General features: G+C 63.8%; 21 protein-coding genes and 1 tRNA gene. 7 read left to right on the top strand and 15 right to left on the bottom strand.

The window, feature by feature from the left end:
- Window positions 1-7 precede the first annotated feature (7 nt).
- Together HBA99_RS07620 and HBA99_RS07615 are read left to right on the top strand one after the other, a co-directional pair.
- Window positions 8-580: a TetR/AcrR family transcriptional regulator gene (locus HBA99_RS07620; protein ID WP_070922547.1), complete on the top strand. Its 573-nt coding sequence runs from the start codon at window positions 8-10 to the stop codon at window positions 578-580.
- On the top strand, window positions 577-2004 hold the full coding sequence (locus HBA99_RS07615) for an FAD-dependent monooxygenase (RefSeq protein ID WP_070931088.1): 1428 nt from the start codon (window positions 577-579) through the stop codon (window positions 2002-2004). The genes HBA99_RS07620 and HBA99_RS07615 overlap by 4 nt, the downstream gene beginning before the upstream one ends.
- Here the strand turns inward: HBA99_RS07615 and HBA99_RS07610 are convergent.
- Window positions 2001-4235, bottom strand: a complete 2235-nt coding sequence (locus tag HBA99_RS07610) for a molybdopterin-dependent oxidoreductase (RefSeq protein ID WP_070922549.1) — start codon at window positions 4233-4235, stop codon at window positions 2001-2003. The genes HBA99_RS07615 and HBA99_RS07610 overlap by 4 nt on opposite strands.
- Window positions 4232-4804 (bottom strand): TetR/AcrR family transcriptional regulator, encoded by a 573-nt coding sequence (locus HBA99_RS07605; protein WP_057969335.1) that lies wholly within the window; start codon window positions 4802-4804, stop codon window positions 4232-4234. The genes HBA99_RS07610 and HBA99_RS07605 overlap by 4 nt, the downstream gene beginning before the upstream one ends.
- A 73-nt stretch (window positions 4805-4877) precedes the next feature.
- Here HBA99_RS07605 and HBA99_RS07600 point away from each other — a divergent pair, with 73 nt between their 5' ends.
- Entirely contained in the window at window positions 4878-5663 is a 786-nt protein-coding gene (locus tag HBA99_RS07600) for a crotonase/enoyl-CoA hydratase family protein (protein ID WP_030094944.1), read from the top strand.
- An 11-nt stretch (window positions 5664-5674) separates the two neighbouring features.
- Here the strand turns inward: HBA99_RS07600 and HBA99_RS07595 are convergent, their stop codons facing one another.
- From HBA99_RS07595 to HBA99_RS07575, 5 genes are all read right to left on the bottom strand, one after another.
- Window positions 5675-9040 carry an ATP-binding protein gene (locus tag HBA99_RS07595; protein ID WP_070916412.1) on the bottom strand — a complete coding sequence of 1122 codons (3366 nt, stop codon included), beginning with the start codon at window positions 9038-9040 and terminating at the stop codon, window positions 5675-5677.
- Window positions 9033-9758, bottom strand: a complete 726-nt coding sequence (locus tag HBA99_RS07590) for a DUF4194 domain-containing protein (protein WP_030094942.1) — start codon at window positions 9756-9758, stop codon at window positions 9033-9035. The genes HBA99_RS07595 and HBA99_RS07590 overlap by 8 nt, the downstream gene beginning before the upstream one ends.
- The gene (locus HBA99_RS07585) at window positions 9755-11215 is read right to left on the bottom strand and encodes a DUF3375 domain-containing protein (protein ID WP_070951312.1); all 1461 of its coding nucleotides are present in this window, start codon (window positions 11213-11215) and stop codon (window positions 9755-9757) included. The genes HBA99_RS07590 and HBA99_RS07585 overlap by 4 nt, the downstream gene beginning before the upstream one ends.
- Before the next feature lie 135 nt (window positions 11216-11350).
- Window positions 11351-13150 (bottom strand): fatty acyl-AMP ligase, encoded by a 1800-nt coding sequence (locus HBA99_RS07580; protein WP_070951313.1) that lies wholly within the window; start codon window positions 13148-13150, stop codon window positions 11351-11353.
- Window positions 13151-13201: 51 nt separating this feature from the next.
- Window positions 13202-13287, bottom strand: a tRNA-Leu gene (locus HBA99_RS07575).
- 353 nt (window positions 13288-13640) lie between these two features.
- Here HBA99_RS07575 and HBA99_RS07570 point away from each other — a divergent pair.
- Genes HBA99_RS07570 through HBA99_RS07555 form a run of 4 tightly spaced genes read left to right on the top strand, consistent with a single transcriptional unit; the run spans window position 13641 to window position 15868 of the window.
- Window positions 13641-14102, top strand: a complete 462-nt coding sequence (locus HBA99_RS07570) for a hypothetical protein (RefSeq protein ID WP_234797158.1) — start codon at window positions 13641-13643, stop codon at window positions 14100-14102.
- A gap of 47 nt (window positions 14103-14149) precedes the next feature.
- On the top strand, window positions 14150-14518 hold the full coding sequence (locus HBA99_RS07565; protein WP_075907736.1) for a hypothetical protein: 369 nt from the start codon (window positions 14150-14152) through the stop codon (window positions 14516-14518).
- Window positions 14515-14874 carry a DUF3817 domain-containing protein gene (locus HBA99_RS07560; RefSeq protein WP_030094937.1) on the top strand — a complete coding sequence of 120 codons (360 nt, stop codon included), beginning with the start codon at window positions 14515-14517 and terminating at the stop codon, window positions 14872-14874. Before HBA99_RS07565 ends, HBA99_RS07560 begins: the two co-directional genes overlap by 4 nt.
- 58 nt (window positions 14875-14932) lie before the next feature.
- On the top strand, window positions 14933-15868 hold the full coding sequence (locus HBA99_RS07555; RefSeq protein ID WP_070951314.1) for an NADP-dependent oxidoreductase: 936 nt from the start codon (window positions 14933-14935) through the stop codon (window positions 15866-15868).
- Between the two features lie 45 nt (window positions 15869-15913).
- Here HBA99_RS07555 and rdgB read toward each other — a convergent pair whose 3' ends face one another.
- Genes rdgB through HBA99_RS07515 form a run of 8 tightly spaced genes read right to left on the bottom strand, consistent with a single transcriptional unit; the run spans window position 15914 to window position 21414 of the window.
- Complete coding sequence (gene rdgB / locus HBA99_RS07550) at window positions 15914-16534, bottom strand: RdgB/HAM1 family non-canonical purine NTP pyrophosphatase (RefSeq protein WP_030094935.1); 621 nt, start codon at window positions 16532-16534, stop codon at window positions 15914-15916.
- Between the two features lie 9 nt (window positions 16535-16543).
- Complete coding sequence (gene rph / locus HBA99_RS07545; protein ID WP_030094934.1) at window positions 16544-17323, bottom strand: ribonuclease PH; 780 nt, start codon at window positions 17321-17323, stop codon at window positions 16544-16546.
- Window positions 17324-17372: 49 nt separating this feature from the next.
- Complete coding sequence (locus HBA99_RS07540) at window positions 17373-18134, bottom strand: cyclic nucleotide-degrading phosphodiesterase (protein ID WP_057965115.1); 762 nt, start codon at window positions 18132-18134, stop codon at window positions 17373-17375.
- A 42-nt stretch (window positions 18135-18176) separates the two neighbouring features.
- Window positions 18177-19064 carry a glutamate racemase gene (gene murI, locus HBA99_RS07535; RefSeq protein ID WP_070951315.1) on the bottom strand — a complete coding sequence of 296 codons (888 nt, stop codon included), beginning with the start codon at window positions 19062-19064 and terminating at the stop codon, window positions 18177-18179.
- Window positions 19061-19732, bottom strand: a complete 672-nt coding sequence (locus HBA99_RS07530) for a rhomboid family intramembrane serine protease (RefSeq protein WP_057967279.1) — start codon at window positions 19730-19732, stop codon at window positions 19061-19063. Before HBA99_RS07530 ends, murI begins: the two co-directional genes overlap by 4 nt.
- Complete coding sequence (locus HBA99_RS07525) at window positions 19729-20691, bottom strand: cysteine synthase (protein ID WP_070916418.1); 963 nt, start codon at window positions 20689-20691, stop codon at window positions 19729-19731. The genes HBA99_RS07530 and HBA99_RS07525 overlap by 4 nt, the downstream gene beginning before the upstream one ends.
- 6 nt (window positions 20692-20697) lie before the next feature.
- Entirely contained in the window at window positions 20698-20970 is a 273-nt protein-coding gene (locus HBA99_RS07520) for a MoaD/ThiS family protein (protein ID WP_030094929.1), read from the bottom strand.
- Between the two features lie 18 nt (window positions 20971-20988).
- Complete coding sequence (locus HBA99_RS07515) at window positions 20989-21414, bottom strand: M67 family metallopeptidase (RefSeq protein WP_030094928.1); 426 nt, start codon at window positions 21412-21414, stop codon at window positions 20989-20991.
- Between the last annotated feature and the right edge of the window lie 3 nt (window positions 21415-21417).

Here is a 21417-nt window from a genome sequence, read left to right as displayed (position 1 = left end):
TAATGTCATGGTGCCACGAGGCGAAGCGCGCACCGCGGCGATACTCGATACCGCCCTGCGGGTGCTGGTAGCTGACGGATACGAACGTTTCACCATCGATTCCGTCGCCGCACAGGCGCATGCCAGCAAGACGACCATCTACCGCAGGTGGAGCAACAAGGCCGAACTGGTCAAAGCCGCACTCGATGCTCACGACGCGAGCTGCAACGACCAGGTTCCCGATACCGGCTCGCTGCGGGGCGACCTCATTGCAACACTGGACATGCTGCGCCGCAAGACCGCGTCGATACCGCCGACCCTGTACACAGACCTCATGCGTGCCATGGAGCATGACGCGGAGTTGGCCGACGCCATCAACAGGCACCTGACCGATCCGGGCCTGTCCCCCTTCGATGCGCCATTGTCCCGAGCGATTCCGCGGGGCGAGGCGCGCGCCGATGTCGACCGCGAGCTGATCCACGATGTCGCCGAGGCAATGCTCACACATCGGCTGACCATGAGAGCGACGGTGGACGGCACCTTCATCCGTCGGCTCGTCGACGATGTGCTGATCGTGCTTGTTCGGGGCGGAGTTTCATGACCGTGGTGATTGCAGGGGCGGGCCCCACGGGCCTGACGCTGGCCTGCGAATTATCGCGACGCGGCATTGGGTGCCGAGTGTTGGAGAAGGCGCCCGGCCTGTTTCCGGGCTCTCGCGGCAAGGGTTTGTCGCCGCGCACCCAAGAGGTGTTCGACGACCTGGGAGTTGCCGACGCGATCCAGTCCGGTGGCATGAAGATGCCGTCATTCCGTATCTATGCCGGACGCGAGATAGTGGCCGAGCGCACGCTGATGGAGATGCTGGGATCGGAGATTCCGTCGGGACCGGGGGTTCCCTACCCGGGCTTCTGGATGGTGCCGCAATGGCGCACCGATGAGATCCTGCTCAACCGATTGCGTGAACTCGGTGGCGACGTTGAATTCAATTGTGAAGTAACGGGTTTCGATCAGAATATTGACGGGGTCACAGTCACGGTAATGCGGGACGGGACTCCCGACCGGATACGATCCTCATACCTCGTTGGCACCGACGGCGGGCGGAGCACGGTACGCAAGGTTCTCGGCGTCGGTTTCGCCGGAGAAACCTTCAAAAGCGAACGGACACTGATCGGTGATGTCCGTGCCGACGGCCTAGACGGCGAGTTCTGTCACGTGATGACACGGGGCGGTCAGGTATCGGAACGCTTCTCGCTATGGAATCTGCCGAACAGTGACCATTACCAGTTTGTCGCGAGCATGGCCGCCGACGACGTTCCCCCACCGACCCTTGAGGCGGTGCAGGCTCTCCTGGTCGAGCGGTCCGGACGCGAAGACATTGTGCTGCATGATCTCCGGTGGATATCGCGGTATCGGGTAAATACGCGGATGGTGGACAGGTTCCGGGAGGGCCGGGTGTTTCTGGCCGGTGATGCCGCTCATGTGCACTCCTCGGCGGGCGGCCAGGGTCTGAACACCAGCGTGCAGGATGCCTACAACTTGGGCTGGAAGCTGGCGGCAGTCATCGCGGGCGGTCCCGAGTGTCTGCTGGAAACGTACGAAGAGGAGCGGATGCCGGTAGCCGCATCGGTACTGGGGATGAGCACGGATCTGCATCATCGCAACTTCGAACCGTCGAATGACCCTGCACCACAGCTCCATCAGATGGATATCACGTATCGGCAGAGCTCACTGGCCGTCGACGACCGGCCCGCCCCCGGCACGTTACGGGCCGGCGACCGGGCTCCCGATGCACTATTGCCGGAAGGCCGTCGACTCTTCGACGTGCTCCGGGGTACACACTTCACGCTCCTCACAGCGGACGGCCGGGCCACCGATATCCCTGACGTGCAGGTAGCGCCCGTCACGCCGTCGACCGATTACGACATCACCGCGTCGACCTTCATCTTGGTGCGCCCAGACGGATACATCGGCGTCATGACCGAATCCGAGGAGACCGTCCGGAGGTATCTCACTCGGGTGCGTTAGAGGGCGGCGGTCAACGTGTCCAAGCGCGCGGGAACATGCTTATGCCACGGGGTACCCGCGTACTCGTCACGCCAGGCAGAGGAGGTCAGGACGTTCGGTGCCACGCCCGGCACGTGCGTTTCACCGGACTCGTCGGTGTAGTCGAGGCCGAATCCGTTCGGGAGTGAGGCATGACCTGCCTGCATCATGTCGCTGATCTCGACGGTGGCCTCCGCGCTACCCGCCGCCGTGGAGATGCGCACCCGATCACCGTCGGCTATGCCGAGCTGTTGGGCATCCTCCTGGCTTATCCGCAGTGCGCCCTGTTGATCACGTTTACGCCAGGACGGATTGCGCAGGATGTCGTTGGCGGTGTACGCCCGTCGCTCGCCCGCCGACAACACAATCGGAAACTCCGGAGTCGTCAGCTGCGCCGGTCTCGAGGCCAATCCTCTAATTTCGTCCAGCATTTCGGGGATTGCGAGGGCAATCTTGTGATCCGCATGCGTGATCAGTGCGAAGTCATCTTCGTACTCGTGAACGGTGAAAGTCACGCCCGATGGGCTGTTCAATATGGCATCGAAGAGCGCGTTGCCGTCCGAGTGGCCCGCCCGTGCCACCGCCTGCGGATAAGTCATCATCGCCTTCTGCGCCAGACCCCACAGCGCGGCGGCACCCTCCAGCCCCTTGGGCAGGGTCGGACCGAGGGTCTCGTACAGGATGTACGGAGCCAGCGGGCCGAGTGCCGGATTGGCCAGCACCGCGAAGAACGCCTGCAGGTAGGCATCCCGACCCTGTGCGGCAGCATCACGCAGCGGCTGCAAGTCCGCATCGTCGACCACTCCCAATGCCCGGACCAATCGCGCCCAGATCTCCGGCTCGGGCAAGGTTCCTGGCTCGGGTTCCAGCAGCGGGTGCCGCAGCTGAAAAGTGTTGTGCGGGAACTCCAGGTTGAAAAATGTTGCTTCTACCTTCTCGAACTGGGTGGCAGCAGGCAGCACATAGTGAGCGAGGCGGGCCGTTTCGGTCATCGCCACGTCGACGACGACGAGCAGCTCCAGGGCCTGGAAGGCCTCCTTGCATCGGGCCGAATCCGCAAGGGAATGCGCGGGATTGCTGCTCTCGACAACCATCGCACGGAACCGGTCGGGATGATCGGTGAGGATCTCGTCGGGAATGACGTTGGACGGCACCAGGCCCCCGATGATGCGGGCCCCGGTCACCGGGGTGTTGCCGAAGAAACCACCCATGAGCGGCGCCATCCACGAATGCAGATGTTGTCCACCGCGTTTGGCGAAGCTTCCGGTGAGGATCCATAGCATCTTGTTCAGATAGGAACTGAGCGTGCTGTTGGGCGCCTGCTGAATCCCGAGGTCTTCGAAGACCGCCACGCTCTCGGCAGCGGCTATCCGGCGCGCCGCCGCGCGAATGAGGTCTGCCGCCACGCCGCAGCGCTGCGCATAGTCGTCGATCGGTACCGCACGCAAGGCATCGCGAACCTCCTCGGTGCCGTTGACATGTGCCGCGAGAAAAGCTTCGTCACAGAGATTTTCCTGCACCAGTACCGCGGCCAGTGCCGCAAGGCACCAGGCGTCGGCGCCGGGGCGCACTCGCAGGTGGAAGTCGGCCATCTTGGCGGTGTCGGTGATGACCGGGTCGATGACGATCATCGACCGTTGCGGATCCTTGGCGATCTCGTTGAGCACCACTCGCGCCCGCGGGAAGCTCTGCGACATCCAGGGGTTCTTACCAACGAAGACCGACACCTCGGCGTGCTCGAACTCACCGCGGGTGTGCCCGCCGTACAAGTTCTTGTCGATCCAGGCCTCGCCCGTCTTCTCCTGTGCCAGCGCGTTAGAGCGGTACTTGGATCCGATGGCCTTCAGGAAGGCACCGCTATAGGCCCCACCCAGGTGATTGCCCTGACCGCCCCCACCGTAATAAAAGATCTTGTCTCCGCCATAGCTGTCACGGATGTGCTTGAAGCCCTCGGCGATCTCGACAATGGCCGTATCCCAATCGATTTCCTCATAGGTACCGTCGGGTCGGCGGCGCATCGGTGAGGTCAGTCGATCGGCATTGTTCTGGTAGTGATCCAGGCGCAATGCCTTGTTGCAGGTGTATCCCTTGCTCGCGGGGTGGTCCTTGTCGCCGCGAATCTTGGCAAGTGTGCGCCCCTCGGTCTGCACCACGATGCCGCAGTTGCACTCACACAGGATGCAGGCGGTGGGTAACCAATTGGTGGTGTTCATGACAAAGCCTCCTCGATAAGCGTGCGTAATTGCTTATGCACCACATCGATTGGTGTGATGTCGTGAGTGGATCGCGCGACGATGATTGCCCCCTCCAAAGAGGTTGTCATCAGCATGGCCAGCTCGTCGGCCCGCTCGCGGGGGACTCCGGCGGCGGCGAGCTTTTCGGCGATGAGGCCGATCCAACGCTGGAAGACCGCAGCCGAGTGTTCGATAAGCTTTTGATTACTGGCAGGGCTCTCCGGGTCTCCGGCCTCTACCGCGACTGCCACAACGGGACACCCAGCCCGGAAATCGCTGCGCACCAATTGCTTCCGATAGGACGCGACAAGCCTGTCCAGGGCCTCCACCCCTGAGGGTGTGGCGTCGATCATCCCGGCGATGTACTCCCCCGCCAGATCCACCGCTTCACCCAGCAATTGAGTGCGACCGCCGGGAAAGTAGTGATACGCCGAGCCGCGCGGCGCCCCGCTGTGTTCGAGTACATCGGAGATGGCCGTCGCGTGTGCCCCGCGCTCACGAATCAGCAGGGCGGCCGAGGCGACCATTCGTTCACGCGGGGTGCTCAATCGTCGTCCTTCCCGGGGCGCACAGGTCTATGTATGCTGCTCTACATAATCCGCTACCGACACGGAGAAGTCAATGTCTGAGTACGAAACCCTGAGCATCCGGCGCGACGGATATGTCCTGGTCATCGGCCTGAACCGGCCTGCCAAGCGCAACGCGTTCGATAAGACCATGCTCCAGGAGTTGTCTCTGGCATTCGGCGAGTTCGAGACGGATGCGGAGCTACGGGCTGCCGTCCTGTACGGCGAGGGCACGATGTTCACCGCCGGTCTGGACCTGGCGAGTGTGGCCGCAGAGATTCAAAGCGGTGCCTCCCTGACACCCGAGGGCGGGATTAATCCATGGCAGGTCGATGGCACACAACTATCCAAGCCACTGGTTGTCGCGGTACATGGCAAGGTCCTCACACTGGGCATCGAGCTCGCACTCGCCGGCGATATTGTGATCGCGGATGAGACAGCGACCTTCGCGCAGCTCGAAATCAATCGAGGGATTTACCCGTTCGGCGGTGCCACTATTCGTTTCCCGCGAGCCGCTGGCTGGGGTAACGCGATGCGATGGATGTTGACGGCCGACACCTTCGACGCCGCCGAGGCTCACCGCATCGGAATCGTGCAGGAGGTCGTGGCTGCCGGCGCGCACGTCGATAAGGCGATCGCCATCGCGCAGACGATCTCGCGACAGGCACCGCTGGGTGTGCAGGCCACCCTGCGCAACGCCCGCTCGGCGATACGCGAGGGCGAAGCCGCTGCCGAGACGCAGCTGGTGCCCACCATCCGGGAACTCTTCACCACCGAGGACGCGGCGCTGGGCGTGCAGGCCTTCCTGACCCGAACCACCGCCGAGTTCGTCGGCCGCTGAAGATCCACCGATCAGCGGGCGTTGACTGCCTTCCGCACGTCACCGAGCTCCCCGATAGGCACCGTGCGCGTCGAGGCGACCGGCCGAACTCCCGGGCCGTCGGGCTTGGACACCATGACCACGCTGTCGATGTAGGGCTGGATGGTGGTCGTGTTCTGCACGGTCGCAACGATCACCAACTGGAACCCGAACTTACGGAACGCCGATAGCGCCTGCTGCGCGAACTGCGGATCGGACTTCGAGAATGCCTCGTCGAGCATCAGCTGCGCAAAGACCGGCCGATTGTCGCCGGTTTCGGGGTTGGCGAGGTTGAAGCTCAGCGCACCGGCGAGGCAGAACGCCATCAGCTTCTCTTGCTCCCCACCGGAATTCGCACCCGCATTGCTGTAGGTGCGAATCGCCTCGCCGGTGGCGGCGTCGCGCTCCTCGCAGTACAACACGAAGCGGTTACGCACATCCAACGCGTCGCGCGTCCATTGCCTGGCCTCGGGGGTCTCCGCCGCCAGTAGATTCCGCAGTTGCAGGATGTCCTGGTACTGGTCGTGGATGGCCTTCTCGTCTCCCATGGAAACCGCAACGGCCCGTCCCGAAATCCGCCGGGCCCGCTCGTTGAGCTCGCCCACCGCCTCAAGCGCCTTGGGCTCGGCACGCAAGGTCAACCGGGTTCCCCTGTTGAACTCCACCGAGCCCAAACCGCTATTGACCCGGTCGATCTGGTCGGTGATGCGGTGCGCCTCCTCCTCGGCGAGCTGATGCAACCGCAGGACTGCGGTGGGCGCCTGCTCGGTGATGAGTCGCAGCATCTGCTCGTAGGCGGCCGGTAGGTCGCGCTCGTCGATTCGGCGGCACAAGGCGACGTAATCGTGGATCTTCTCGTCGAAGTTCTCACTGTCGTTGGGAATCGAATCCGGGAAGTCCCGGTCGTAGGCGTTGAGGATCCGGTTCAGCTCGTTGCGTGAACGGGTGACACTTTCCCGCAGCACCGACTGGTCCTTCTCGATCTGACGCCACAGCTCCAACCGGTAGGTGTCCGGCTCCAGCACATCCAGGCTTGACGACAGCTGCGGAACATAGGCTTCGATACCCGATCGGGTGTGCCCGCCCACCTCGCGCGGGTTCAAATTGTCCAACAGATCCAGCAGTCTCGTGCGGCGCGAATCGTGTTCGGATTCTTGCCTTCTGAGCGCACCGATACGTTCGGAGAGTTTCTTGATCTCATCGAGATAGGAATCGGCCTGCTGCTGCAGTCCGGTGAGGTCGGGGTTGGCCTCCAGCATCGCGTCGTACTGGTCCTGAAGCCGTGCCACGGCGGCTTCAGCCGAATCGGTATCGATCTGGCTCCAGTACTCGTATTGGCTGTGCAGCTTGGACCACCGCACCACCTCCGAGCGCAGTTCCTCACGTTTGGTGTCCATCTCGCCGATGAACTTCTCGGCGTCACCAACGGCCTGCTGCGCCTCGACCACATCATCGGAGAGCGCGGCGCGCTTGTCGCCTGCGTTGCCCTGATAGATGTACTGGGATGCACGCAGCTCGCGCCGGTCATCCTTGACCGCGCGCCGGTCGCCGTCCTTGCGCAGGCCCTGATCGGTGACCGCCCGGCGGTGCTTGCTGAACTCGTCGGGTGTGTCAACCAGCACGTAATCGCCCACAGCCGCCACCAGATTCATTGCAGCACTGGCGCATTCGTGATTGGGGTTGGTCAGGCGCAGGCAGTCGGCGAGGGTGCCCGGCTCGGCACGCCGCGGCGCGCCGGAAGGGATCACCCGCTCCATCTGCAGGTAGCCGCGCATCGGGTTCTCGTTGACGTATCGCAGCACCTGCCGGTGGTGCTGATCGGGCACCAGCAGGCACAGACCGGTAGACCGCAGCACCTTCTCCACCGATCTGCGCCACCGTTCCTGGCCTGGGCGCAGATCCATCAATTCGCAGACGTAGGGCAGCTCCTTGGCGGTAAGACCCAGCGCCGCCGCGATTTCCCCACGCATGCGGTCCTCGTCAGGAGGCACCGAGGTACCGACATGTTCAACGCGCTTGAGCTCGGAGGAAGCAGCCCGCAGCTGATCGCGCGCTGTCGACAAGGCGCCGGCCGCCATCACATAGGCGTCATGACCCGCTTCGAGTTCCGCATTGATCCGGGTGACTGCGCGCAGGCTCTCGACCCGCATGGCTTCGAATTCCTCAGCGGATTCGACGTCTTCGTCGTGGCCGAGGTCCCACAGGGCGCTGTCGTACGCGGTACGGCGGCGCGACACCTCCTCGGCCCGGGCCCGCGCATGAGCGAGTTCACTCTTGAGCGGTGCGAGATTGCTGTCGGCGGCGGCGATCCGGCCGAGCAGCTTGTCCCGCTCGCCGGTGAGAATGTCCTGGCGCGACTGGATTTCGTCGCATTCACCGCCGAGCCGAGTGATCTCGGTGTCCAACAGGTCGATCTCCGGACCGGCCAGCGCCAGCCGCTGCTGATCAACGTAGTCACGGACGGTGTGGTGGTCCACCACGTCGACGGTGGCCAGCTGCGCCGCGTCGCTGGCGTACGTCTGCTGAATCTGTTCGATATCGCCAAGCGTCTGACGCTGGCGCTGCGCGACCGCCAGTGCGGCACGCGCGTCCACCAACGGGGTGATCTGCCCCAGGGCCTCGGAGATCGCGGCCATGGACTCGGGCTCGTCGAGCATGTACTCGCGGACGAACTGTTCCAGGCCACCAACGCTTTTGAGCGACTTGGCCTTACCCAAGAGCTGCTGGGCTGCCGAGGAACCTTGGATGCCAACGGCGGCGTAGAGCTGTTCCAAATACCAGCGTTCACTCTTGTGTCCACGCCAGCCCGCGCCATCGAAAACCGCAGCCGAATATCCCTTACTCGCCCAGGCATTACACAGGTCGCGAATATCGGCATCGGCGTCGATCAGGTAATAGCGGCTCGAGGAATCCGAATCTGATCCCGGCGCAAGCCATTTGAGAACGAGGCCGGTGATCACGCGACCATCGGTGCCTGAATAGGTGACCGCGATCGCCGACCATGCCGCACCCTTACCGCGCAGGAACATCTGCGTTGGCCGCTCCCCCGGGTTCTTCAGCTCACCCCACAGACCGCGCACATACTTGTCGACGGTGCGCTTGCCCATACTCGAGCCGGCCGCAGTGGTATCGCTTGACGCGTTGAAGTTACGGCGGTTCGAGGACAGAAATGCCAGCGAAATCGCGTCCAGCAGGGAAGATTTACCGCTTCCGGAGGAGCCGGTGATCAGTGTACCGCGGCGGCTGAACTCGATGGTGTGGTACCCGTCGAAGACACCCCAGTTGATGACCTGCAGTCGGGACAGCCAGAACTGCTGGGTGGCTGAATCACCCGGCCTGCCGGGTAGGCCCTCATTCATCGTCATCGGTATCGCCATCTTCTTCGTCGTCGGTGGAGTCTTCTGGGGCGGCACCGCCACGCTGCAGCTGTTCGTATTGGCGTTGCAACGCCTCGATCATCTGCGCGGACATCAGCGCGTTGATGACGGGGCTGATGGTGTAGCTGTGCTCGTCGTCGCGAGTGCGCTGCAGGATCTCGGCCTTCGACAGGCGTTTGATGGCTTCGTCGACGCGGTCGCGCAGCATCGCTTCATCGCGGTCGATGTCGTGGCTGACATTGGCGAACAGCTCATGGATATCGTCGCGGCTGACCAGTACCTGCTCGTCGTGCGCGGTCCTCGCGATCTTGGCAAGGTGCAGCGCAACGATCGAGGCATACGTGCCCAGGGGTTCGCGGCGCAACACCCGGGCGCCGTACGCGCTGGGGTTCTCCAAGGGAGCCGGTTCGGCGTAGGCGACCTCAAGATCGTCGAAAACTCGTAGCCGCAGGTCCAATTCGGACAAACGCGAGGCCAGCACCTTGCGGTGCTCCATCATCGATGCCCACAACTCCGGCTGGCCGTCCTTGCTCAGATAGCGCCGGGCCACCAGGTTCTGCAACGCCCAGCATGCCTTGTCGGTCAGCTCGCTCGTGTCGCCGTCGAACCGTGGCCCCTTGACGGTTCTGGGTGCCGAGGCATCCGGCTCGACACCCGGCAGATCGTCAAAGTTGATGTTTCCCAGGGGCGTTGTCGTCACAGTGCCGCCCCCTCCTCTTCGAGGGTTGCCAACACCGGTTCACGGAACATCAACTGAGGTACCTCCATCACCCGGTCCTGTCCATCCAGGGACCGGAACTTCACCTTGACCGACTCGCGATCAAGGGTGTTGTCCTGCTTTAGGGCCAGCGACCACAGCACGATCACGTCACCCAGATACGGTGCGTCGACATGAGAAATCATGTCGGGCAGGGAAACTGGGCCACCGACAACAGCTCTGTTCACCGTCTCGGCCAGTGCGGCCATGTCCACCTGGGTCGCCAATGCCGAGAATCCACTCAAGTCCAAGGGGCCCGATGGCGCTTCCTGAGCCAGCACCGGCGGCGCCGTGTTCTTGATGGTGAATGACAGGGCACCGATGGACGCCGCCGCAGAGCGGCCAATTGGTAGTTCGGCGTCAATCGGGGAATCCGCGGTGGACACCTTGAGCAGCGCGTGCCCGGCGGCCAGGGCATCGTTGAGCTGCCGCGCACGGCCACGCGCCTGCTCCGTGGTGCCGGCGGCGAAGAATCGCCGGATACGTTGCGCACAGCGCTGCTCGATGCGGGAGACTTCCGCGATCTGCTGGGAAACCAGCTTGAAGAAGTTCTTCATGACATCACGCAAACCCGGGTCTAGCTCAGGTAATCCCTCAGCGACACAGGCGATATCGCTGCGCAGGGCGGCACGTTGGTCTGGGTCCTGGATGGTGCGTGTAAAGGCGGCGTACGAGGCGCGTTCGCGGGAGTCGAACAGGGCGTCGTAGTCGGCGAACATCCGTCGTGCACGGTCGCGGAACCCGGAGTCGGAGTCCTCCGCCGCGTCGATGAGTCCGGCGGTGATCTCGTTCTGCATGCTGCCGTAGCGCACGATGTCGGTGATCACCTGCTCCATCTGATAGGCGATGGCCCGGGTTTCATCCTCGAGATCAACGATGTCCGGCTCGGGACGGTATCCGTCGTCGATCGCGTGCAAGTAGCTCTGCAACTCGGCGATCTGAGCCTCGATATCGGCACGCAGCCGCGACGGGTCGCCATCCAGTTGAGTCGCGACCCGCTTGAGGCCCGCCGCGATGCCCGCGATGGACCCGCCGGTGGCGACGCTGTCGGCACGACGCAGTCGCCGGACGAAGGCCAGCGCACTGCGTGCGTCCTCGGTCAACGAGCAGACGTTCTCGGCGTCGGGACCGGCGCCATCCGACGCGCGGTGCAACCAGCCGTCACTTGCCCAGCTCTTGATGAGGGCGAGTCCAGACTGCTCCCCCAGTCCGACCGCGTGAAGATCCCGGTCCAGTTTGGCCACCAGCTGGGGTTCGGACACCTTCGCACTGCGGTCCAGGTGGCGCTCCATGAGCGTGATGTACGGCGCCAGATTCTTAGCGGCCAATAGCCTGACCGCCCGGGATTTCTGCACGTCGTCGTTGTGCGCGAACAGCTCTTCGATCGTCAGGTCAGTCATCGCACACCTCCATCACATTGCTAGCGCGTGTCCCCTGGCCCAGTAGCTGTCGTAGCCACCGGCCCGGAAAACCTACCGGGCTGACGAAGGCGTGGCGAATGGGCTCGCTGACGTGGGACAAATGAGGCAAATGAGTTAGCTGAGATCCCCGTGAACACCCAGGGTGCCGTCCAGGTACTGGCGGCGGCAAGCCCGTCGCGCCAGTTTTCCGCTGGTGGTGCGCGGGATGGCTCCCGCCGGGAGCAGGCGCACGTCGCAGAGCTCCAGGCCGTAGTGGCTGCGGACCGCCTCGCGGACCGCGTCGGCGGCTTCCTGCGGGTCAGCCTTGGCCGTCCGCGAGGCACGCTCGGCGACAACCACCAGACCATCGTCGATGGTGAAGGCGGTGACGTATCCGCGGCGCACGATGGGCGACGCGTCCGCGACGGTGACCTCGATATCCTGCGGGTAATAGGACCGGCCATCGATAGTGACGTGGTCGACCATGCGCCCGGTGACGTACAACTCACCGTCGAGATAGAAACCCATATCGCCGGTGCGCAACCAGTCGCCGTCCATATTGGACTTGTCAGCATGGCTTTTGGCGAGCGTCTCACCGAGCCGGGCGTGGAACGTCCTCGCACTCTCGTCCGGACGTGCCCAATACCCGCGGCCAACATTGTTGCCCTGCAACCAGATTTCCCCGACATGACCGTCCGGAAGCTCGTTGCCCGTCCCTGGATCGACGATCACACCTGACAAGCTGCGGGCGAGTTGGCCACAGGACACATGGACAGTGGTGTTGGGTGCATCGACAGCGGTCGATACCGCGCGGCCCTCGGCGAGCTGCGCACGATCGAGGTATACGACGGAGGGTTCGGCATCCGGTGCGATGTTGGAAATAAACAGGACGGCCTCGGCAATGCCGTAGGAGGGCTTGAACGCGGTCGACGGTAATCCGAAGGGCGCAAAGGCCTTTTCAAAGGTGCGGATGGCATCGATGCTGACCGGCTCGGAACCGATGATCATCACTACGTTGCCCAGGTCGATGTCCGCACCGTCCTTCGGCACACCGCGCTGTGCGGTGTACTCGTACGCGAAATTGGGTGCGGCGGTGATGACGCGGCCTTCCTTGCAGCCGTCGGAGAGCGCCTTGATCCAGCGTTGTGGCCGACGGATGAAGGCCGTCGGCGACATGAGGGTGGAGTGACCACCATAGACCGTCGGAAAGCCGATCATGGACAAACCCATATCGTGATAGAGCGGTAACCAGCTGCAGCCGTGCGTGTTTCGATCCAGCAGGTCGATCGACAGGATCATCTGCGTCAGATTGACACCGACGGCGCGGTGCGTGATTTCCACGCCGACCGGAGGTCGAGTCGCACCCGAGGTGTACTGCAGATGCGAGATGTCGTCATCCACAAGATGCACGTACTCGAAGGTCTCGCCCGCTTCATCGGGGATCTCGTCGATGACGAGGATGCGAGTGTCCCGTTCTTTGAGGAAGTCTTCGACAACCGTACGCGCGCGGGCGGTCGTCAGGACCACCGTGGGCCTGCAGTCCGTGAGGGCGGTATCCAGACGCTCGGCGTGGCCGGGCAACTCGGGAGCGAAGAGCGGCACCGCGATGGCGCCGGCCTTGATCGCCGAGAAGAATCCGACGACATAGTCCAGACCCTGTGGAGCCAGAATGGCGACCCGATCACCACGTTCGATGTGGCGTTGCAGCGTCGCGGCTACCGCGTTCAGACGCACCCCGAGCTGCGACCACGTGAGCTCGATACGGGTGCCGTCCTCGGAGGTGGTGAAGTCCAGATAGCGATAGGCGACGGTGTCCCCGACGTTCCTGATGTTGCGCTCGATGAGGGATATCAGCGTGGTGCCGGGCGGCAGTTCGACGTTTCCGTCGGCATTCAGACAATCGTCGATATCAAGCAAACCGTCAGCGCGAACCACGATTTCAAGTCTACGGGCGCGCGGAGAGCGCACCGGGTCCCACTGAATCTCTGGTGCGGGCGGAGGGACTCGAACCCACACGTTCTTACGAACACGGGCACCTAAAGCCCGCGCGGCTGCCATTTCGCCACGCCCGCAGAGTTCCGATCGTACCTCCTCGGTGTCAGAGGCCCTCGTTACGTTCGAACACAAATCGCCTCGAGGAGTCCCTTTGCGATCTGCAGACGAGTTTTGCCGAGTCCAACGACTCATCGAGACCGGGATGAACGACTGTGCCATCGCACGTCAAACAGGGATACCTCGACCGACGGTGAGAGACTGGCGCCGCCGGCCTGGAGTCCTAGTGAGGGCATCTATCAACTCGACAGCCTGTGGGGTAGCTCACGAACGGTCTTCGCTGCATGCAGAGAGCTACGCCTACCTCCTAGGCCTTTATCTGGGCGATGGGTGCATCTCACTGGACAGACGGTGCTGGCGTCTCAGGATCACCTTGGACCACAAGTATCCGCTCATCATCGAGCGGTGCCGAGTCGCCATCGACGCCTTGATGCCTGGACAGCAGGCCGCGATCGTTCAGTGCCCCAAGGGATGTGTGCAGGTCTCTCACTACTCCAAACACTGGCCCTGTCTCTTTCCTCAGCATGGCCCCGGCCGCAAGCACAGTCGCAAGATCGCCCTCGAGCCCTGGCAGCAGGACCTCGTCGATCACGCCACCGAGGATTTCGCCCGGGGTCTGATTCACAGCGACGGCTGTCGGGTGGTCGCCAACGATCGCGGAGTCGCCAGCATCCGCTATCACTTCACCAACCGCTCGGAAGACATCCTCGGCCTCTTCACCGCAGCCCTCGACAGCCTCGACATCCCCTGGACTCGATCGACCACCTACGTCGTCTCCGTCTACCGCAAAGCTGCCACCGCGCGTCTCGACGAGTTCATCGGACCGAAGCGCTGACCAGGGGCGTTGGCATCCGCCCCCACCTCACGCGGTACCGTCAGGAGGTGTCCACTACACGGCGTCGGAGACCGGCACTCATCGTGCTGGTCGGCGTCAGTGCGCTCGCGTTCCTGGGCCTGGCCTACTGGCAGTTCCAGCGATTCGAGTCGGTGACCGGCGATGGCCAGAACCTCGGCTACGCCCTGCAGTGGCCGCTTTTCGCGGCGTTCGTGATTTGGGCTTATCGCCGCTTCGTGCAGTACGAGGACGAGGGCCCGCCCCCGCCGCCCAGCGACCGGGTGACCGAAATACCGGAGGGCCTGCTTCCTGAGCGCCCTGCCGCCGCGAAGCCGGATCCCGCCGACCGCACACTGACCGACTACAACGCCTACCTCGCCGCCCTGGCCGAAGAAGATAGGAAGCCTGCCCCGTGACCGAGCCCGAAGCCACACCCCAGACGCCCGCCGTGACTACGCCGGTCGAGAAAATCCGTGGCGCCCTGTGGCGCTACCGGATCCTGGCCTGGACCACCGGTGTGTGGCTGATTGCCCTCTGCTGGGAAATGTGGCTCAAATACATTGAGCACGTACCGCATCCGCCGAGCTGGATCGGCATCGTGCACGGGTGGATCTACTTCGTGTACCTGATCTTCACCACCGATCTGGCCATCAAGGTGCGCTGGCCGTGGCCACGCACCGCCGGCACGCTGCTCGCGGGCACGATCCCGCTGCTCGGTTTCATCGTCGAGCATTACCGCACCAAGCAGGTCAAGGAGCAGTTCGGCATCTAGCCGAAAGAAATATCCAATGTCAGGAATACTGACATGACGATGCGACTTTGATAGCGGTATGACCACCACACATGCAGTTGTCGCCACTGCCTATGGCGCATCCGATGTACTCGAGTTCCGCGAGGTGCCGATCGATGGCCCCGCCGACGGCCAAGTGCTCATCGACGTCAAAGCCGCCGGCGTTAATCCCATCGACTGGAAGCTGTATTCGGGAGCCTTCGGCACCGACCCGGCCGCAATCCCCATGCGCCTCGGCCTCGAGATCTCTGGAACTGTCGCCGCCGTCGGCCCGGGTGTCGACGGGTTCCAACCCGGTGACGACGTCATCGCCGCGGGGCAGATCGGTGGCTACGCCAACCAGATCGTCACCACCGCAGACCAGGTGTTCAAGAAGCCCGCGAGTCTGTCCTTCAACGAGGCCGCCGGATTCCTGCTCACCGGGCAGACCGCGGTCCACCTATTGGAAGCCACCAATGTCACCGAAGGGGACACTGTTCTGATTCACGGTGCCGCGGGCGGCGTGGGACTGTTGGCCACCCAGCTCGCCAAGGCCCGCGGTGCAACCGTGATCGCCACCGCCAGCGCTGCCCGCCACGAACAGCTTCGTGGCTACGGAGCGATCCCGGTCGAATACGGCCCCGGACTGCAAGACCGTGTCAGCTCAATCGGCTCCGTCGATGCAGCCCTCGATCTGGTCGGCACCGATGAAGCCGCCGACGTCTCATTGGCACTCGTTGCCGACAAGGACCGTATCGCCACGATCGCCGGATTCGGCCGTGCCGCAACCGATGGCTTCAAAGCACTGGGCGGCGGCCCCGGTGCCGATGCGGGCACGGAGATCCGTCTGGCCGCCCGCCCTGAGCTGATTCGCCTTGCGGGCAATGGCGAACTCAAGGTCACCATCGATCGCATCTATCCGTTGGCCGAAGCGCGCCAGGCCCATGAGTACGTCCAGACGGGCCATGCCCGCGGAAAGGTGATCCTGCTGCCCTGACCCCCGCGAGCAGCCCCCTAATGCGGGGGCTGCTCCCCGGGGAGACTACGGCGCGGTCCGGCCGAGGTTAACCAGGTTGCGCAGCATCGGGAGCAGCGCCGCCAGCGCCCGTCCGCGATGCGATACCGCATCCTTCTCTTCGGGCGTCATTTCCGCTGCGGTCCGCAGACCGCCGCGCGGCACGAAGATCGGGTCGTAGCCGAAGCCGTTCTGCCCCGCGGGTTCGCGCGCGACCGAGCCCTTCCAGCGCCCCTCTACGACGACCTCTTCGCCGTCCGGAGTCACCAGCGCACACGCCGATACGAATGCCGCACCGCGGCGCTCGTCAGGCACATCGGAGAGCTGCGCGAGCAACAGTGCGGTGTTGGCAGCGTCATCTCCGTGCCGCCCCGCCCAGCGCGCAGACAGCACACCGGGCATCCAGTTCAGCGCATCTACCGCAAGCCCGGAATCGTCGGCGACGCAGGCTAATCCGGTCTGTTGTGCGCCCTCACGCGCCTTGATGAGCGCGTTGTCCTCAAAGCTGGCGCCCGTCTCTGGCACTTCCTCGTATTCAGGCACGTCGGCGAGCGAAACCAGTTCGACCCCGGTAATCCCTGACGACTCGAGCACCCGATGTAACTCCGCGAGCTTCTTCGGGTTACGGCTGGCGACAAGTATTTTCATGGCCCCCGCCTACTTCGAACCGAACGCCTTCTTCTGTGGCGCCTCCGGCAGGACACCCGGATACGGCAGGGCTAATGCTTCCTTCTGCAGAACGAACAGTTCCTCGGCGGCGCCGACGGCGGCGTCAAGCAGCTTGTCCAGCGTCGTACGCGGGAAGGTGGCGCCCTCACCGGTGCCCTGAACCTCCACCAACGTACCCGTGTCGGTGGCCACCACGTTCATGTCCACCTCGGCGCGCGAATCCTCTTCGTAGGGAAGGTCTACGCGCACCCGGCCGTCCACCACGCCAACACTCACGGCGGCGATCGCACACGACAGTGGCTCATCATCGGCGAGCTTGCCGTGCGCGGCCAGGTACGTCACCGCATCGGCGAGCGCTACATACGCACCGGTGATCGCCGCGGTGCGAGTCCCGCCGTCGGCCTGCAGCACATCACAATCGATGGCAATGGTGTTCTCCCCCAATGCCGACAAGTCGATACACGCACGAAGAGAACGCCCGATCAAGCGGCTGATCTCCTGAGTACGGCCACCTACGCGCCCCTTGACCGATTCACGGTCGCTGCGGGTATGGGTAGAGGCCGGCAGCATCGCGTATTCGGCTGTCAGCCAACCCAGTCCAGAACCCTTGCGCCAGCGCGGCACACCCTCGGTGGCGCTGGCGGTGCACATCACCCGCGTCTGACCGAACTCGATGAGTACCGAACCCGCCGGGTGCGAAGTGAATCCCCGCGTAATGGTCACCGGGCGCAGTTCGTCGTCTTGTCTGCCGTCTTCTCGTCTGGACACGCCCTCGACCTTATCGTCTCGGCGAAAGTACCGAGCGTGAGCGGCAGAGCTACAGCTCGATGGTCTCCCCCGCGACGACGGCCCGCACCGGCCCGTCGAATGCCGACTTCGCCTCGGCGATGACATCCTCGCGCGAAGTCCACGGCGGGATGTGGGTCAGCAGCAGTTCCTTCACGCCTGCTCGGGCCGCGATCTGCCCCGCCTCGGTGCCGGACAGGTGAAGATCCGGCGGGCGGTGCCCCGGCATGTGCGTCCACGACGCCTCGCACAGGAACACGTCGGCATCGCGAGCCAGCTCGACCACCGCGTCGCATATGCCGGTGTCACCGCTGTAGGCAAGGACGGCACCTGACGTGTCCTCAATCCGCAGTCCATATGACTCCGGCGGATGCGCCACCCGTGTGGGTGTCACCGTGAGCGACCCGAATTCGACGGGCACACCTTCACTCCACGCATACAAGTCGAAGATGTCGGTGAAGTCGTCGACCTCACCGCCGATCTCGGCCGACGCGGCCCCCACCCGAATCAGGGTGTCGGCGGGCCCGTACATGATGGCCTTGCCCTTGGGCGGATTCGGGTGATAGCGGCGCCACACAAACAGACCAGGCAGGTCCAGGCAGTGGTCGGCATGCAGGTGCGACAGCAGAACGGACACCGATCCGGGGTCGGCGAACCGTTGCAGAGAGCCCAAGACGCCGCCACCGAAGTCGATGACCAACGGTGGCGCATCCGGTGCCGTCAGAAGGTAACCAGACGCCGGTGAATCCGGTCCGGTGACACTGCCTGAGCAGCCGAGCACGGTGACTCGCACAGCCCCTAGCTTGCCACGTCCGGCAAGCGTCTCGGCACAGGGTTAGAGAGGTGTTGCAATTTCGGTGTAACCCGGAACACCGCTAGCTCGAGTTTGCACCGATGTCACAGCCGGACCGAGGAATCTGGCCGCCAGGGTGCGGAACGCATCGGGGTCACCGGTTGCCTCAAAAATGCGGTTCGGACCTGAGGCACTCGGGTTATCCGGATGCGGCCGCAACAGATCCCTCTCCGACAGCACCCGCAGCAGGTCCTTGGCAGTTTCCTCGGCGCTGGACACCAGCGTGACATCCTCGCCCATGGCGAGCTGGATCAGCCCGGACAGCAACGGATAGTGCGTGCAACCCAGCACCACGGTGTCGACCTGAGCCCGCTGTAGCGGCTCCAGATAGCCCTCGGCGAGCTGCAGCACTTGCCTCCCGCTGGTGATGCCACGCTCGACGAAGTCAACGAAACGCGGACACGCCACCGCCGTGATCTCGGTATCCCGCGCGGCCGCGAACGCATCCTGATACGCACCCGATGCGATGGTCGCCGCTGTTCCGATGACACCGATCTTGTTGTTGTGCGTGGTGTGCACGGCGCGGCGCACCGCAGGCAACACCACCTCGATGACCGGCACCGGCGCATAGCGTTCACGAGCGTCACGCAGGCATGCCGCCGAGGCCGTATTACAGGCAATCACCAGGGCTTTCACCCCGCGTCCGACAAGGTCGTCGCCAATGGCCAGCGCATGCCGGCGGATCTCCGGAATGGTCAGCGGACCATATGGCCCGTTACCCGTATCACCGACGTAAATGATGTCCTCGTCGGGCAGCTGGTCGATGATGGCCCGCGCGACGGTCAGTCCGCCAACTCCGGAATCGAATATCCCGATCGGCGAAGCGCCGCTTGCGCCAAGACCCTCGAGAGCGGCGCCGGTGCCCGTCATGTCGACAGCCTTGGTGGCGCCCCAGGACCACGTGCAGCCTTCGCCTTGCGTTCCCTACCCGAGAGCCAATAGGCGGCCAGCACGCCGGCGATAGCCCCACTCAGGTGCCCTTGCCAGGACACCCCGAACTGTCCGGGCAGCACACCCCACAGCACACCCCCGTAGAGGACGATCACGACGACACCGATGAGGATCTGTCCCACGCGGCGGTTGAAGAATCCTCGGACAATCACATAGGTGAGCCAGCCGAAGATCAGCCCCGACGCCCCGATGTGATTGGTCTCGTAGGGCGAGCCGAGGTTGCCAATCAGCCACGTGCCGATCCCGCCGAGAACCCAGATGATCGCGGTTGCCAGCAGGAAGCGTCCGAGCCCGGCGGCCGCGGCCAGGAAACCCAGCACGAGCGCGGGCACCGTGTTGGCAACCAAGTGGCCCCAATTCGCATGCAGCAGGGGCGCGAACAGGATGCCGTCCAGACCATCGGCCTCCAGCGGCCGGATGCCGTTCTCGTCGAGTTGGTGCCCGGTAACCGTATCGATGCCTTCGATGACATAAAGCAACGCGACGAACGAGACCACCAGGATTCCGCCGGTGACCCACTGTGGCCGTCTGGACCGCTCGGGACGGGCTGGATGGAACCCCTCCGGGCCACCCTGGTATCCCGTCATGCCCACAACTGCCCTTCCAGCGCGTCCTCTGCGTCATCCACGGTACCGGCGTAGGCGCCGGTCGACAGATACTTCCAGCCCGCATCGGCCACCACGAATGCGATGTCCGCGCGCTCGCCCGCCTTGACGGCCTTGGCCGCCATGCCGAGTGCCGCGTGCAGAATCGCGCCGGTCGAGATGCCCGCGAAGATGCCTTCCACTTGCACCAACTCGCGGGTACGGCGCACCGCGTCGAACGACCCCACCGAAAAGCGGGTGGTGAGCACCTCGGGGTCATACAACTCGGGCACGAATCCCTCGTCGATGTTGCGCAGTGCGTAGACGCCCTCGCCATAGCGCGGCTCGGCGGCAACAATGTGCACCCCGGGCACGTTCTCCCGCAGGAACCGTCCGGTACCCATGAGGGTTCCGGTGGTGCCCAGCCCGGCAACGAAGTGGGTGATCTCGGGCAGGTCGGCCAGAATCTCCGGGCCGGTGCCGTGATAGTGCGCGGCGGCATTCGCCGGGTTGCCGTACTGGTACAGCATCACCCACGAAGGATTTTGCGCGGCAAGCTCTTTGGCAGTGGCGACGGCGGTATTGGAGCCACCTTCGGCCGGGGAGAAGATGATCTGAGCGCCGTACAGCTCAAGCAACTGGCGTCGCTCGATGGAGGTGTTCTCCGGCATCACGCAGATCATCTTGTAACCCTTGAGCTGCGCGGCCATCGCCATCGAGATTCCGGTGTTACCGCTGGTGGGTTCCAGAATCGTGGCTCCCGGTTCCAGCAGCCCGTCCTGCTCGGCCTGTTCGATCATGCGCAGGGCAGGCCGGTCCTTGATGGAGCCGGTCGGATTGCGGTCCTCCAGCTTGGCCCACAGCCGCACATGCGGATCGCCGTCCCAGGCCGGGGACAGCCTCTGCAACCCGACCAGCGGCGTGTTCCCGAGGGCCTGGAGCAACGAGTCGTATCGGGTCATGCGCCGCTAGCCACCGGCCACGGCGGGCAGGATGGTGACCGAATCGCCATCGGCGATCTCGGTGTCCAGCCCACCCGAGAACCGCACGTCCTCGTCGTTGACGTAGATGTTGACGAAACGGTGCAACTTACCGTCGTCAACCAGCCGGTCGGAGATCCCGGAATAGTTGGATTCCAGGTCCGCGATCACCGCTTGCAGCGTGGAACCCGTTGCCGTGACGCGCTTCTCGCCACCGGTGTGCGTACGCAGGATCGTGGGAATCGATACTTGAATCGACACGGTGGATATTCCTTTTCTCTAGTACTGCTCGACGTATTGGTCTACAACGGAAATCTCCTCTTCGGTGACCACCCCGTCGACGATCCGGTAGCTGCGCAGTTCGTGCTGCTCAGGATCGCGAGTGGACACCAAAACGTAGTGGGCATCGGGTTCTGCGGCCAGGTTGATATCAGTACGGCTGGGGTAGGCCTCGGTCGCGGTGTGCGAGTGATAGATAACCACCGGCACCTCATCGGCGTCATCCATCGCCCGCCAAACCCGAAGCTGCTCACCGGAATCAAAGCGATAAAAAGTAGGAGACCGCTCGGCGTTGATCATGGCAACGTGTCGCTCGGGACGATCGGAACCCTCCGGACCGGCCAGTACACCGCAAGCCTCATCGGGATGATCGGCGCGAGCATGCTTGACCATGGCGTCGACCAAGTCGGCGCGAACTACCAGCACTGT

It is taken from the genome of Mycobacteroides chelonae (genome assembly GCF_016767715.1).
Classification (GTDB): Bacteria; Actinomycetota; Actinomycetes; order Mycobacteriales; family Mycobacteriaceae; genus Mycobacterium; species Mycobacterium gwanakae.
This window is presented reverse-complemented; position numbering and strand designations above follow the sequence as displayed.